Consider the following 15,843-nt stretch of genomic DNA (forward strand, 5'->3'; position numbering starts at 1 on the left):
GCCGTCGCTGCCCAGGGCCAGGGAATGAGAGCCTCCGGCGCTGACCTGCTGGTAGGTGAAGTCCGCTGGCAGGTCCGGGTAGGTCTTCCGGTCGGGCTTCCTCACCATGACCGGCGTAGATTGGCCGCTGGAGCTTGTTGTCCCGTTGCCGAGCTGGCCATAGCCGTTGTATCCCCAGGCGTAGGCGTTCCCGTCGCTGCCCACCGCCAAGGAAAAATAACCGTTTGTTGATCCGCTGACTTGGTTGAATCTGATGCCTCGGCTGGCGCTGTCGGGCGGGGTGATGGTGGCGGGTTCCCTGCCCAGCTGGCTGCCCTTATTGGGGCTGATGCTCCACCTGGTGTTCCGGCTTGCCGGCGTCCAGTGGGCGGTCAGGGTCAGGTCCTTGTCGACGGGCCTGCTGAAATCGTAGGCGACCTCGCCAATGAACCAGCCGTCGAACAGGAAGCCCTCACGCACAGGGTCGGGTGAGGGGCGCTTCACCCTCCCGTACGGGGAGGAGACAGTCTGGTCTGCTGGTTTCGGGCTTCCGCCGCCCGTGTCGAAGCGGACCGTGAACGCGGATCCTGGCTCCTCAGCTCGTGCCGGCGGCTGGTCGACCGTGTACGCAAGGCTCCTGGCGAAAGGCTGCCCGTCCTGCCTGCCAGTGATGAGGATGGCGGCCGGCCCCGGCTTGCGGGCAGGCATGCCCGCCCGCCACGAGTCGTTGTACTTAGTAAATTTGAGCGGCTGGCCGTCCAGACTGACTGATTTCAAGGTGGGGGCGTTGCTGGTGTCGAGCTTGGCTGGCTTGCCGGGCTGGCCCTGCTTATCCATGCTCCAGGTGAACATGCTGCCCTGCCTGCTGATAGTGGTGATCCTGCTGCCGACCTTGACGGCCTGCTCGTACTGCTGGCTTCCGTCGTCCACGCGGGTGGGCTTGCTGCCTGGCTGCCACGCCCAGACGCGGCCGTCCTTGCCGACGATGATGGCCTGATCCTCGTCGGCGGCGATCCGGCTGGCCTTGGCGCCGTCCGGCAAGCCGACTGGGGTCACGCTTGCCTCGCTGTCGGCCAGGTACCAAGGCTGTCCCTTTGAATCCAAGAGCAGGAATCCTTTACTAAAGGCTTGGACTTGGACGGTGCGCATTTCGGTGTCTTGTTTGATGTGTACAGGCTTGGCTTTTCTGGTGTTGCTCGTGTCCCAGGTCCAGGTCTGCCCGTCCGCGTCCACTATGAGAGCCTGGCTGCTGGAGGCGGCGGCGGTGACGGCTTGTGCCTGTCCGGGTAGGTTTAGTGTCGCCTGCTCAGCGGGTTTCGGGTTCAGGTTCTGGCTGTCGTCCTGGCTGGTTTGGAAGACGTGGACCTGTCCCTGCCGGTCCACCGCCAAGAGCCAGTCATCGTTCAGGCTGATGCTGGTGAACCCGGCATCCTTGCCGGTGCCGAGAATCGTGGTTGTGGCCTCTCGGCTGGTCCAGGTGTAGAGGTGCTGGTCGGATCCGAGTGCGGCCTGCCGTCTGCTGCCGGCTGCAACCTGCAGGTAGTGGAACCCGTCGGCGGCCTGGGCGGGGGAGGGAACCTGCTTGGGTGTGCCGTCTTGTGCCCAGACGTAGATACGGCCGTCGCCGGTCAAGCTGACTAGCTGCTCTCCTGCGGCTTGGACACTGACAAATTGAGGTTCTTGAGTTTTGGGCGGGCTGATAGTCAGCCGGGCTCCGGGCGCGGGCCCATGGTCCGGGCTTAGTGTCCAGTCTGTGGGCTTCGTCCACTGGGCTTTCAGGGTCGTGTCCTGGAGGATGGGGGTCTGGAAGTCAAAAGGCTGCCCATCATGAGTCCATCCGTTGAACCGGAAGCCCCCACGCACAGGGTTCTGTTGCGGGGGAGCGGCGAGGGTGCCGGTTTGCACAGTCGCTTCGGTGGGTTTGCTGCCGTCGGCCGGGTCGAAGCGCACTGTTTGCACGGCCTGATCACTGGTATCGGATGGCTTAGTTGGAGCGGGTTCTGTGTTGTCCGGACTGCTTGTCTTCAGTGACAGGGTGTCTGGTCTGGGGCTTAATGGTGTGGTGGTTTGTATCGGTGATGGTGTGGGAAGTGGGGTGCTGGTTGCGCTGCTGGGGAGAATGCCGGAGGTTTTGTCAGCTACGCGAGGGGTCTGACCGACCCCCCCCCCCGGTGAGTATGGGAGCGTCCGCCGCGTTGGCGGATGCGACGCCCAGGCCTGCCAGCAGGCTGATCAGGACGGTCATCATCGTCATGATGCGACGCAGACGGGAAACCAGATGCATGAAACCAAAACCCCTTCACCAAACACCAAGCGGGATAAAAACCGCCTGCCTAATAAAGTTCTTCCTGTCGGAAAGCCGTGCTGTCTGTCAATGCCAGCCCTGCATCGGATTGCAGGAACCATGGCGTAAGCCAGTCGTCTTCTCGACGTCCCCCGCTTTTCACCCTACCACCCGGTCGGCAGACAACACACATACACTAGAGCCAGCCGTCCGAAGACAACGAGTTCGGCAGCTGACGTTACGGAATTATGCCAGGACGGGGAGAACAGGCGTCGGCCAGGCTTGTCCGGGTGGTAAGCCCTGTTGCCTGCCCTGCTGTGTTCATCTCCCTTCCTGGGCGGAAACAAGAGAGGTTTGCCTGTATCCCCACAGGCGGAAGTGTGGTGGGGGCGCGGGAGGGAAGTGTCGGCTCTCTTGGGGTTTGAGCCTTGATTGACACGTTTCCTCCCTGCTCCCCCTTGATGGGCCGGGGGCGGGGGGATTGATACGCCGCCCGGCCGCTCTTACTCGTGCGAAGCATGTGTCAGCCTGTGCTGTTCTCTCCGGTGGCGGCGGGACGCCAGGACGCCGCCCATGCCGGTCATGCCCGTGGCCAGGGCGAGCAGGATGCCTTCCCCGCCTGCCCGGGGGAGCACGCCTGCAGGCAGGTACGTGTAGGTCAGCGACTTATCGGTCAAGGTGCGACCTGCGGCGCCCAGCGTATAGTCCACACTGACTGTGACCATGCCCGGCAGGTGCACAGGTGTGAGCACAGTCACGCTGCTGCCATCGCCGCGAGTCAAGCCTGATACGGCATTCTGGTCGAATCTGACGCCGGTGATCATCGGCTGCAGGTTGAACGACACCGGCACAGGAGTTATCTTGTTGTTGGTGGTGTCGTCACCTAGCTGGCTATTGTTGTTATACCCCCATGCGTATGTTTGTCCGTCGCTGCCCACGGCCAGTGAATGATTGGTTCCGCCGCTGACTTGTGTGGCTTGTAGCCCTTTGCTCGTGTCGGTGGGGCTGGCGGGGTCACGCACGTGCACAGGCACAGACGAATTGCTGTAGCTGGTGCCGTTGCCAAGCTGGCCATACTTGTTGTATCCCCATGCGTATGTTTGTCCGTCGCTGCCCACGGCCAGTGAATGATTGGTTCCGCCGCTGACTTGTGTGGCTTGTAGCCCTTTGCTCGTGTCGGTGGTGCTGGCGGGGTCGCGCACTTTATCAGGAAAAGCCGAATCGGTTGTGGAGTTGTTGCCGAGTTGTCCATCACCGTTTTGTCCCCATGCGTATGTGTACCCGTCGCTTCCCACAGCCAGCGAATGGTATAGCCCTGCGCTCACCTGTGTGGCTTGCAGTCCTTTGCTCGTGTCGGTGGGGCTGGCGGGGTCACGCACATGTATAGGCACAGGATTTGCATTAGAGCCGTTGGGAGTGTTGTTACCGAGCTGACCATACCAGTTGTATCCCCAAGCGTATGCGTACTCGTCGCTACCCACGGCCAATGAATGAGCGTATCCTGCGCTCACCTGTGTGGCTTGCAGTCCTTTGCTCGTGTCGGTGGGGCTGGCGGGGTCACGCACATGTATAGGCACAGGATTAGCGTCATAGTTGCTGGTGTTGTTGCCGAGCTGGCCATACTTGTTCCATCCCCACGCGTACACATATCCGTCGCTGCCCACGGCCAGTGAATGCTGGTATCCTCCGCTGACTTGTGTGGCATGTAGCCCTTTGCTCGTGTCGGTGGGGCTGGCGGGATCTCGCACGCGCACAGGAACGGTCGAATACAAAAAGGTGCCGCTGGTGTTGTTGCCGAGCTGGCCATAGTTGTTGCGTCCCCACGCGTACACGTATCCGTCGCTGCCTAGGGCCACCGAATGGAAGGCTCCAGCGCTGACCTGCACGTATGTGAAATCCGAAGGCAGGTCTGGATACGTCGTGCGTTCAGGCTCCTTCACTATGACCGGTACAGACCGTTGAGTGGTCGTTCCATCGCCGAGCTGACCGTATGTGTTGTTCCCCCAGGCGTAGGCGTTGCCGTCGCTGCCCACAGCCAAGGAAAAACTAGAGCCGTTGCTTTTTGCTCCGCTGATCTGGTTGAATTTGACGCCGCTGATGCTGGATGGCGGGGTGATGGTGGTGGCCTCGTTGCCCAGCTGGCTACCCTTATTGGGATTGATCTTCCACGTGTTGTTGGGGTTTTTGCTCGTCCACTTGGCGGTCAAGGTCAGATCCTTGGTGACGGGCCTGCTGAAATCGTAGGCGACCTCGTTGATGAACCATCCGTCGAACAGATAGCCTTCGCGCGTCGGGTCGGGGGAGGGGCGCTTCACCCTGCTGTTTAGCGTGGAGAAATTCTGACCAGCAGGTTCGGGACTTCCTCCGTCCGCATTGAAAGTGACTGTGTGGGTGGAGCCCGGCTCCGCTTCTCTGGTCAGCGGCTGGTCGACCGTGTAGTTGAGGCTCCTGGTGAAGGGCTGGCCGTCCTGCCTGCCGGTGATGAGGATGGCGGCTGGCCCAGGCTGGCGGGCAGGAATCTCCGTCTGCCAGGAGCCGTTGTTCCTGCTGAGTTTGAATGGCTGTCTGTCCATGCTGGCTGTTTCCAGAGTGGGCGCTTGGGTGGTGTTGAGTCTGGCTGGCTTGCCCGGATTGTTTTGAGGGTTCAGACTCCACGTGAACATGTCACCTTGCCGGTCGATGGCGGTGATCCTGCTGCCGATGCTTGCGGCCTGCATGTACTGCTGGTTCCCGTCGTCCGCCCAGATGGTCTTGCTGCCCGGTTTCCAGGCCCATACGTGGCCTTCCTCGTCAACGATCATGGCCTGGTTCTTGTTGACGGTGAACCGAGTGGCTTTCATGCCTTCCGGCAGGCTGACAGTTGCGATGTCGGTTGTGCTGACGGCCAGGTACCAGGCTTGTCCGTCCGCGTCCAGAAGGAGGAACCCATGGTTGAGGGCTTGGGTTTGGATGATGCGCATGTCTTGTGCTTGCTTGATGCTCGCGGGCTTGGCTTTTCCGGTGTTGTTCGTGTCCCATGTCCAGGCTTGTCCGTCCGCGTCCACGATGAGAGCCTGGCTGCCGGAGGCGACGGCGGTGACGGCCTGAGCCTGCTCGGGCAGGTTTAGCGACGCCTGCTCAGCGGGTTTCGGGTTCAGGTTCTGGCTGTCGTCCTGGCTGGTTTGGAAGATGTGGACTCGGCCTTGCCGGTCAACGGCCAGCAGCCGATCGCCGTTCATGCTGATGCTGATGAACCCGGCATCATGTTCTGAGTCGAGGATGGTGGGTGTTGATTGTCCGTTGTTCCAGGTGTAGATGTGCTGGTTAGATCCGAGTGCGGCCTGCCATCGGCTGCCGGTTGTGGCCTGCAGGTAGCGGAACCCTTCAGGAGCCTGGGCTGGAGCGGGAACCTGTTTGGGTGTGCTGTCCTGCTTCCAGACGTAGATGCGGCCGTCGCCGGTCAGGCCGATAAACTGGTCTCCTGCGGCTTGGATACTAACGTAACAGGGTTCCTGCCTGTCGGGCGGGTTGATGGTCAGCCTGGTGCCGGTGGCTGGCCCGTGGTCCGGGCTCAGCGTCCAGTCCGTGGCCTTCGACCATTGGGCTTTCAGGATAGTGTCCTGGAGGATGGGGGTCTGCAAGTCGAAAGGCTGGCCGTCAAGCGTCCATCCGTCGAATAGGAAGCCTTGACGTTGAGGATTCCGTTGCGGGGGAGCGGCGAGAGTACCGGTTTGCACGGTTGATTGTGTTGGCTTGCTCCCGTCGGCGGGGTCGAAGCGCACTGTGTGTGAAGCTTGATTATTTGCCTGTTCGGCTGATTTAGCAGGAGCGGATTCTGTGTTGTCCGGATTGCTCGTCGTCGATGACGGGGTGTTTGGACTTGGCGTTGTGGAGTTTAGCAGTGTTGTGGTTTGTATTGGTGATGGTGTGGGTAGTGGTGTGCTGGTTGCGTTGCTGGAGGAAATGCCGGGGGTTCCGTCAGCTACGCGAGGGGTCTGAGACCCCCCCCCCCGGTGAGTATGGGAGCGTCCGCCTGGGCGGATGCGACGCCCAGTCCTGCCAGCAGGCTTAGCAGGACGGTCATCATCGCCAGGATGCGACGCAGGCGGGAAACCAGATGCATGAAACCAAAACCCCTTCACCAAACACCAAGCGGAGCAAACACCGCTTGCCTATAGCTTTAACGTTCTCCTGTCGGAAAGTTGCCCAATGCTCAAAGTCAGTCCGTGCAACAGACTGCGCGAATCCTGACGGAAGCCAGTTGTCTTTTCGACGTCCCCCGCTTTTCACCCTACCACCCGACCCACAAACAACACACAAGCTAGTGTCAGCCGTTCGGCGACATTGACCCAGGCGCTTAAATAAGGGCGGCTGCTTACCGAATTATGAAGGTGTAGGGAGCATGAACAGCGGATGGCCTAACTGAGGCTGCAAGATCCCTGTGTCGGCCTATCTGTTTTTCTCTCTTCGTCTGAATGCGAGTGTGCATGCATGTCTTGAACTTCGGCAGGTGGAAGTGTGGTGGGGGCGCGGGAGGGAAGTGTCGGCTCTCTTGGGGTTTGAGCCTTACGTGGCACGTTTCCTCCCTGCTCCCCCTATGTAGGGCCGGGGGCGGGGGGATTGATACGCCGCCCGGCCGCTCTTACTCGAGTGAAGCGTGGGACAGACTATGTGTTTCCCTCCGGTGGCGGCGGGATGCCAGAACCCCGCCCATGCCGGTCACGCCGGTGGCCAGGGCGAGCAGGATGCCTTCCCCGCCGGCTTTGGGGAGCACGCCTGCGGGCAGGTACGTGTACCTGAGGGAGGTGTCTGGCGTTTGGGGTGCGCCGCCCAGCGTGTAATCCACGCTGACGGTGACCGTGCCCGGCTGGTGCGCGGGCGTGGTCACGGTCACGCTGCTGCCATCACCGCGCGTCAGCCCTGATGCGGGGGTCTGGTCGAATCTGACACCGGTGATCACCAGCTGCAGGTTGAACGACACCGGCACAGGAACAAGACTCCGAGCTTGATAGGTGGAACCTGCAGGGATGCTGTTATTGCCGAGTTGGCCATATTGGTTGTCTCCCCATGCTTTGGCGACTCCATCTGTGCCAATCGCCAGTGAATAATACCAACTGCCACTCACTAGTACGGCGTTCAGCCACGGGCCGGTCGAACTCGTGGACTGCATGGAGGCGAATACCTTTACCGGGGAATGTCGGTCACTGGTAGAGTTATTGCCAAGCTGGCCTTTACCGTTCATTCCCCATGCCCAGACGTTCTCATCTTCGTCAATGACCATCGAGAACTTAACTCCTGCGCTGGCCTGCATGGCTGTCACTGTGCCTGCATTCGCGGGGTATTGCACGCGCACGGGGACAGGATTCGCACCTTCTTCTCCGGTGGTGGTGCCGTTGCCGAGCTGGCCATGGCTGTTTTGTCCCCATGCCCAGGTGTTCCCGTCTTCGTCGATGGCCAGTGCATGCCAGCCGCCGGCGCTCACTTGGACGGCTTTCAGCCAGGGGCCCGCAGCAGCCGTGGACTTGCTGGTGGCGAACACGCGGCTGGGCGTGGGGTGGAAGATGTTGGTGCTGGTACCGTCGCTGGTGTTGTTGCCGAGCTGGCCGTTGGTGTTGTATCCCCAGGTGTACACGTACCCGTTCTGGCCGAGGGCCATGTCGAAGGACCAGCTCGTGCTGATCTGCACGGCGTGGAAGACGCCGCTCGCATCCGAAGGATCCTTGACTGTTGCGGGCACGGTCTGCGCGCTTGAGCAGTCATAGCTCCATCCTCTGGATATGCTGCCCCAGGTGTATACGGTGCCGTCGGCGGCCAATGCCATGGAGTTCCAGGCTCCTGCGGTGACCTGGATGGCTTTCAGCCCTTCGCCGGTGTTGCCGGGCCCGTGCACGCGCACGGGTGTTGACGAATTGGACTTGGTGTTGTTGCCGAGCTGCCCGTGGTCGTTGAGCCCCCAGGCGTACACGTACCCGTCGCTGCCGATGGCCAGCGAATGGTAGCCGCCGGCATCAGCCTGCACGTAGGTGAAATCCGCGGGCGCGCCTGCAGGCTTTGGCACCGGGACGGGCGTGTTCCGCTGGGCGGTCGTGCCGATGCCGAGCTGGCCGTACTTGTTGTTGCCCCAGGCGTAGGCGTTCCCGTCGCTGCCTACGGCCAGCGAATACCCCGTCTGATCATCGATGATGTATCCTCCGCCACTGACCTGGCTGAATCTGATGCCTCGGCTGGCGCTGTCTGGCGGGGTGATGGAGGTAGTCTGATTGCCCAGCTGGCTGCCCTTATCGGGGCTGATCCTCCACATGTTGCTTGCGTTTTCTGGCGTCCAGTGGGCGGTGAGGGTGAGATTCTGGGCGACGGGTTTGCTGAAGTCGTAGGCGACTTCGCCGGTGAACCATCCGTCGAACTGGTAGCCTTGGCGCGTTGGGTCGGGGGAGGGGCGCTGGATTCTGCCGTAGACCGGCTGGATGCTCTGGTCCTGGGGGGTCGGGCCTCCTCCGCCCGTGTTGAAACGGACCGTGTAGGTGGAATCCTGCTGGTCGTCTCTGGTCAGCGGCTGGTCGACCGTGTAGTTGAGGTTTCTGGTGAAAGGCTTGCCATCCTGACTGCCAGTGATGAGGATGACGGCTTGCCCGGGCTTATGGGCGGGCATCTCCGTCTGCCAGGAACCGTCTTTCCTGCTGAGCGTCAATGCTTGCCCGTCCATGCTGGCTGATGCCAGGGTGGGGTCGGTGCTGGTGTCGAGTCTGGCTGGCTTGCCAGGCTGACCCTGCCCGTCCAGGCTCCACGCGAGCATGCTGCCCTGCCTGCTGACGGCGGTGATCCTGCCGCCGGCAGCGGCGGCCTGCACGTAGGCTTGGTTCCTGCTTTCTGCGCGTATGGGGGTCTTGCCGGGCTTCCAGGCCCAGACGTGGCCGTCGGTATCAGTGATGACGGCCTGGTCCTTGTTGGCGGTGATCCGGCTGGCCTGCACGCCGTCCGGCAGGCCGGAGGCTGTGGGGCTGGTTGTGCCGTCGACCAGGTACCGGGCCTGTCCCTTTGCATCCAAGAGCAGGAACCCCTGGTTGAGGGCCTGGGATTGGACGATACGGGTTTCCGGCTGTTGCTTGATGCGTTCGGGCTTGGCGCTTCCAGTCTTGCTGGTGTCCCAGGTCCAGGTTTGCCCGGCCGCGTCAACGATGAGGATCCGGCTGCCGGAGGCTGCAGCGGTGACGGCCTGCGCCTTTCCGGGCAGGCTAATTGTTTCCTGCCCGTCGGGCTTCGGGCTCGTGCTCTGGCTGTCTTGGAAGGTGTGGACCTGTCCCTGCCGGTCCACCGCCAGCAGGAGGTCATTGTCCGTGCTGATGCTGGTGAACCTGGCATCCTGGCTGGTGTCGAGGATGGTGGGCGTGGGCTGTTGGCTGTTCCAGCTGTATATCCGCTGGTCGGATCCCAATGCGGCCTGCCGGCGGCTGCCGGCTGCAACCTGCAGGTAGCGGAACCCGTCGGGAGCCTGGGCAGGGAAGGGCACCTGTTTGGTCGGGCTGTCTTGCGTCCAGGTGTAGATGCGCCCGTCGCCGGTCAGGCCGACGGTCTGGTCTCCGGCGGCATCAAGACTGGCGAATTGAGGTTCCTGTCTGCTGGGCGGGCTGATGGTCAGCCGGGCGCCGGAGGCGGGCCCGTGGTCCGGGATCAGCGTCCAGTCCGTGGTCTTCGACCACTGGGCTTTCAGGGTCGTGTTCTGGAGGATGGGGGTCTGCAAGTCGAAGGGCTGGTTGTCGTATGTCCACCCGTCAAACAGGAAACCATCACGCGCAGGATTCTGTTGCGGGGGAGCGGCGAGAGTCCCGGTCTTCACGCTCGTTTGGGTGGGTTTGCTGCCGTCGGCCGGGTCGAAACGCACGGTATGCGAAGCTTGATTATCTGTCTTGTCGGCTAATTTGGAAGGAGCGGCGTCTGCGCTGTCAGGCGTTCCCGTCGTCGATGACGGGGTTCCTGGTGTGGGGCTTAATGGTGTGGCTGGTTGTATCGGCGATGGCGAGGATAGCGGGGTGTCTGGAGTGCTGCTGGGGAGAATGCCGGGGGTTCCGTTAGCTACGCGAGGGGTCTGACGACCCCCCCCCCCGGTGAGGACAGGAGCATCCGCCGCCTGGGCGGATGCGATGCCCAGGCCTGCCAGCAGGCTGATCAGGACGGTCATCATCGCCATGATGCGACGCAGACGGGAAACCAGATGCATGAAACCAAAACCCCTTCACCAGATGCCAAGCGGAGCAAACGCCGCTTGCATAATAAAGTTCGTCTTGTCGGAAAGCCGCCCGTTGCTCAATACCAGTCCGCGCAACAGATTATGCGAATCATGGCTGAGGCCAGTTGTCTTTGCGACATCCCCCACTTTTCACCCTACCACCCAGCCCGTCAACAACACACGAGCCGGGTCAGTCATCGACGACAATGAATTTTTTTGGTTGAGCAAAAGTATTTGTTTACAAATTATCCGGTAGTGGGAACACGGACGAAGACCGAGCGGACTTGGGGTTTTGTGCCGCTTGATCGGTTTGCCCAAGTTTCCTTCTTCTCAGTGCAGAGGCGGGGCGTGCATCTGCTCTCAATTCCTGACCGCGGCAGTCGACAGTAGTGTGGTGGTGGGGGCGCAAGAGGGGTGCCGGCTCTCTTGGGGATGAGCCTTAAGTGGCATTCCTTCGTGCGCCCCCGTTGTAAGCCGGGGGTGGGGGGATTGATCCGCCTCCGGCCTGTCTTACTCGTGCGAAGTATGCAATAGCCTGTGCCGTTCCCTCCTGTGGCGGCGCGAGGCTAGGACACCGCCCATGCCGGTCATGCCGGTGGCCAGCGCGAGCAGGACACCCTCCCCGCCGGCTCGAGGGAGCACGCCTGCAGGCAGATATGTATATCTGAGGGAGGTGTCGGGCTGCTGGGCTGTGCCGCCCAGCGTGTAGTCCACGCTGACCGTGACCGTACCCGGCACGTGTATTGGCGTGAGCACGGTGACGCTGTTGTCTTTGCCATGCGTCAGGCCTGATACGGCAGTCCGGTCGAATTTGACGCCGGTGATCACCAGCTGCAGGTTGAACGTCACCGGCACAGGAACAGTCGATAGGCTGGTGGTGTTGTTGCCGAGCTGACCATAACCGTTGTATCCGCAGGCGTATGTGTATCCGTTTGGGCTCACGGCCAGCGAATGATGGTCTCCGGCAATGAACTGTGTGGCTTTTAGTCCTTTGCTCGAGTCGGTGGGGCTGGCGGGGTCGCGTACATGCACAGGCACAGACGAATTGCTGTAGCTGGTGCCGTTGCCGAGCTGGCCATACTTGTTGTATCCCCAGGCGTAGGCGTATCCGTCGCTGCCCACGGCTAGCGAATGATAGTATCCGCCGCTCACTTGTACGGCTTGCAATCCTTTGCTCGTATCGTAAGGGCTGGCGGGGTCGCGTGCGCGGACAGGAACAGACGAGTCGTTGTAGGTGTTGTTGTTGCCGAGTTGGCCATTGCTGTTGTATCCCCAGGCGTAGGCGTATCCGTCGCTGCCCACGGCTAGCGAATGGTAGGTTCCGGTGCTCACCTGTGTGGCTTTCAGTCCTATGCTTGTGTCAGTGGGGTTGGCGGGGTCGCGCACGCGTACCGGAACAGACGAAGAGTTGCCACGGGTGTTGTTGCCGAGCTGGCCACGGTAGTTGTCTCCCCAGGCGTAGGCGTATCCGTCGCTGCCCACGGCCAGCGAATGCTCGTATCCGGCGCTGACCTGTACGTAGGCCAAATCTGCAGGCACATCTGTAGAAGTTTTGGGATCAGGCTTGCTCACCATGACCGGCGTCGTCCTGCTGGTGGTCGTCCCGTCGCCGAGCTGACCAGAGCTGTTGTATCCCCACGCGTAGGTGTTCCCGTCGGCGCCCACGGCCAGTGAATGATAGGTTCCGCCGCTCACCTGTACGGCTTTCAGTCCTTTGCTTGTGTCTGTGGGGCTGGCGGGGTCACGCACGCGCACCGGAGCATACGAAGAGCTGTGGCTGTTGTTGCCGAGTTGGCCATAGTTGTTCCATCCCCAGGTGTAGACGTATCCGTCGTTGCCCAAGGCCAGCGAATGCAGCCATCCGGCGCTGACCTGCACGTAGGTGAAGTCGGTGGGCGCGCCTTCAGGCTTCTTCACCAAGACCGGCGTAGTCCGGCTGGTTCTCGTCCCGTCGCCGAGCTGGCCATACGTGTTGTTTCCCCAGGCGTAGGCGTTCCCGTCGCTGCCAATGGCCAAGGAGAAACCATAGGAAGTGCTACCGTCGTATTTTGATCCGCTGAGTTGGCTGAATCTGATGCCTCGGCTGGTGTTCGGCGGGGTGATGGTGGTGGTTTCGTTGCCGAGCTGGCTGCCCTTGTCGGGGCTGATGCTCCACTTGTTGTTCTGGCTTTCGGTCCACTTGGCGGTCAGGGTCAGGTCCTTGCTGACGGGCTTGCTGAAGTCGTAGGCGACTTCCCCGATGAACCATCCGTCGAACTGGTAGCCTTCGCGCGCCGGGTCGGGGGTGGGGCGCTTTACCCTGCCGTAGGGGTCTGAGATACTCTGATCAGCGGGTTCAGGGCTTCCTCCGTCCGCATTGAAAGTGACTGTATGGGTTGTGCCCTGCTGGTCGTCTCGTGTCAGCGGCTGGTCGACCGTGTAGTTGAGGCTTCTGGTGAAGGGCCGGCCGTCCTGCCTGCCGGTGATGGTGATGGCGGCTGGACCCGGCTTGCGTGCAGGGATTTCCGCCTGCCAGATGCTGCTGGTCTTGCTGAGTTTGAGCGGTTGGCTGTCCAGGCTGGCTGATTCCAGGGTGGGGTCGGTGCTGGTGTCGAGTCTGGCTGGCTTGCCGGGCTGACCCTGCTCGTCCAGGCTCCATTTGTATATGTCGCCCTGCCTGCTGATAGCAATGATCCTGTTGCCTGCAGCTGTTGCCTGCACAAACTGCTGGTTCCCGTTGTTTGCGCGTTTGGGCGCTTCGCCGGGCTTCCAGGCCCAGAGGCGGCCGCCTTTGCCGACGATCATGGCCTGGTCATTGTTGGTGGCGGCCGAGCCGGCTTTCATGCCTTCTGGCAGGTTGACGGCTGTGGAATCGGCTGCGGTGTTGGCCAGGTACCGGGCTTGCCCGTCCGCGTTCAGAAGGAGAAACCCCTGGTTGAGGGCTTGGGCTTGGACGGTGCGCATGCCGGGCTGCTGTTTGATGAGTGCGGGTTCGGCTTTTCCGGTGTTGTCCTTGTCCCAGGTCCAGGCTTGCCCGTCTGCGTCCAGGGCGAGGATCCGGCTGGCGGAGGCTGCGGCGAGGACGGCCTGCGCCTGCCCCGGCAGCCTGGTTGTGGTTTGCTCGACGGGCTTCTGGTGCGGATTCTGGCTGCCGGTCTGGCTGTCTTGGAAGGCGTGGACCTGTCCCTGCCGGTCCACGGCCAGGAGCCGGTCGTCGCTCAGGCTGATACTGGTGAACCTGCTGCTCTGGCTGGTGTCGAGGATCACGGGTGTCGCTTGTTGGCTGTTCCAGGTGTAGATGTGCTGGTCGGATCCTAATGCGGCCTGCGATCGGCTGCCGGCTGTGGCCTGCAGGTAGTGGAACCCGGCAGGAGTCTGCGCGGGGGAGGGAACCTGTTTGGGTGTGCCACCTTGCATCCATGCGTAGATGCGGCCGTCGCCGGTCAGGCCGACAATCTGGTCTCCTGCGGTTTGGACGCTGACATAGTAGGGTTCCTGCGGGCTGGGCGGGTTGATGGTCAGCCGGGCGCCGGCGGCGGGCCCATGGTCCGGGCTCAGCGTCCAGTCCGTGGTCTTCGACCACTGGGCTTTCAGGGTCGTGTCCTGGAGGATGGAGGTCTGGAAGTCGAAGGGCTGGCCGTCAAGCGTCCACCCGTCGAACCGGAAGCCCTCGCGCACTGGGTTCTGTTGCGGGGGAGCGGCGAGAGTGCCGGTTTTCACGGTTGATTGAGTAGGCGCGTTCCCGCCAGCTGGGTCGAAGCGCACTATGTGTGAAGTGTAATCATCGGTATCGGATGGCTTGGTTGAAGCGGATCCTGTGTTGTCCGGACTGCTTGTTGACGATTGCGGGGTATTTGGGCTTGGCGTCGTGGAGCTCAGTGGCGAGGAAGGTGTCAGCGGTGATGGCGAGGGCAGTGGAGTGTTTTTTGCGTTGCTGGGGAGAGTGCCGGGGGTTTGCTTAGTTACGCGAGGGGTCTGACGACCCCCCCCCCCGGTGAGTACAGGAGCGTCCGCCGCATTGGCGGACGCGACGCCCAGGCCTGCCAGCAGGCCCAGCAGGACGGTCATCATCGCCAACGCGCGACGCAGACGGGAAACCAGATGCATGACTCGTAAACCCCTTCACCAACACCAAGCGGAGCCAGCGGCTCGCTTAAAAGCGTCTTGTTTGCCGGAAAGCCGTCCTGTCTTTCAACGCCAACCCTGCACCGGATTGCAGGAACTGTGGCGGAAACCAGCCGTCTTCCCGTTACCCCTGTTTTTCACCATACCACCGGTTTGACAAGCAACACACAAGCCGGATCCAAACGCCCGACGGCTGTGATTGCAGTAATTGGGCATAGTCGGCTGCTTAGGGCAATTATGAAATTGTATGAAAGGGGCTGGCTGGAATCAGGTGGGGATGGCCGCCATGGCGGGGTGGTTGCATGCCCGTATCCCGCCATGGCGGTTGCCCCCTCTCCTGATGTGCCGTCCAGACTTTGCAGGCTGGACGGAGTGTGGTGGGGGCGCGGGAGGGAAGTGTCGGGCTCTCTTGGGGCTTGAGCCTTGATTGACACGTTTCCTCCCTGCTCCCCTTTGATGGGCCGGGGGCGGGGGGATTGATACGCCGCCCGGCCGCTCTTACTCGTGCGAAGCGTGCAATAGTTGGCGTGTTTCCTTCCGGTGGCGGCGGGATGCCAGGACCCCGCCCATGCCGGTCATACCCGTAGTGAGGGCGAGCAGGATGCCTTCCCCTCCTGCCTGGGGGAGCACGCCTGCAGGCAGGTACGTGTATCGGAGGGAGGTGTCCGGTGTTTGGGGTGCGCCGCCCAGCGTGTAGTCCACGCTGACGGTGACCGTGCCCGGCTGGTGTGCGGGCGTGGTCACGGTGACGCTGCTGCCGTCGCCGCGCGTCAGGCCTGATACAGCGGTCTGGTCGAACCTGACGCCGGTGATCACCAGAGCCAGGTTGAACGACACCGGCACAGGAACCGACTTGTCGTTTGTGCTGCCGTCGCCGAGCTGGCCATACAAGTTCTGTCCCCAGGCGTAGGCGTTCCCGTCGCTGCCCACGGCCAGCGAAAGATGGGATCCGGCGCTGACTTGTGCGGCTTGCAGTCCTTTGCTCTTATCAGTGGGGCTGGCGGGGTCACGCACGCGCACAGGAACAGGATTCGTGTCACCGTACCAGCTGGCGGTGTTGTTGCCGAGCGGGCCATACAAATTGCATCCCCAGGCGTAGGCGTATCCGTCGCTGCCCAGGGCCAGGGAATGATCGTATCCGGCGCTGACCTGCAGGTAGGTGAAGTCCGCTGGCAGGTCCGGGTACGTGTTGCGGTCGGGTGTCTTCACCCTGACCGGCGCATGCTGGTAGGTGGTGTATGTCCCGTCGCCGAGTTGGCCGTGGTCGTTCCTT

General features: G+C 62.0%; 7 protein-coding genes. All 7 read right to left on the reverse strand.

What is annotated here, in order from left to right; all coding sequences use genetic code 11:
- Positions 1-1,938: InlB B-repeat-containing protein (locus tag P273_RS0108850; protein WP_253269603.1), on the reverse strand; the 1,938-nt coding region annotated here is incomplete at its 3' end.
- Between the two features lie 175 nt (positions 1,939-2,113).
- A complete protein-coding gene (locus P273_RS10100; RefSeq protein WP_172637273.1) occupies positions 2,114-2,263 on the reverse strand; it encodes a hypothetical protein in 150 nt (49 codons plus the stop codon).
- Between the two features lie 503 nt (positions 2,264-2,766).
- On the reverse strand, positions 2,767-5,979 hold the full coding sequence (locus P273_RS09685) for an InlB B-repeat-containing protein (protein ID WP_253269604.1): 3,213 nt from the start codon (positions 5,977-5,979) through the stop codon (positions 2,767-2,769).
- Between the two features lie 245 nt (positions 5,980-6,224).
- Positions 6,225-6,365, reverse strand: a complete 141-nt coding sequence (locus tag P273_RS10105; RefSeq protein WP_172637274.1) for a hypothetical protein — start codon at positions 6,363-6,365, stop codon at positions 6,225-6,227.
- Positions 6,366-6,884: 519 nt separating this feature from the next.
- Positions 6,885-10,457 carry an InlB B-repeat-containing protein gene (locus tag P273_RS0108870; protein WP_081709344.1) on the reverse strand — a complete coding sequence of 1,191 codons (3,573 nt, stop codon included), beginning with the start codon at positions 10,455-10,457 and terminating at the stop codon, positions 6,885-6,887.
- Between the two features lie 519 nt (positions 10,458-10,976).
- The gene (locus P273_RS09690) at positions 10,977-14,552 is read right to left on the reverse strand and encodes an InlB B-repeat-containing protein (RefSeq protein ID WP_081709345.1); all 3,576 of its coding nucleotides are present in this window, start codon (positions 14,550-14,552) and stop codon (positions 10,977-10,979) included.
- 516 nt (positions 14,553-15,068) lie between these two features.
- Positions 15,069-15,843, reverse strand: a 775-nt coding sequence (locus tag P273_RS09695) for a hypothetical protein (RefSeq protein WP_024628089.1), incomplete at its 5' end; no start/stop codon positions are given.

The sequence above is a fragment of the Bifidobacterium sp. A11 genome (genome assembly GCF_000499185.1).
In the GTDB taxonomy this organism is placed as follows: domain Bacteria; phylum Actinomycetota; class Actinomycetes; order Actinomycetales; family Bifidobacteriaceae; genus Bombiscardovia; species Bombiscardovia mizhiensis.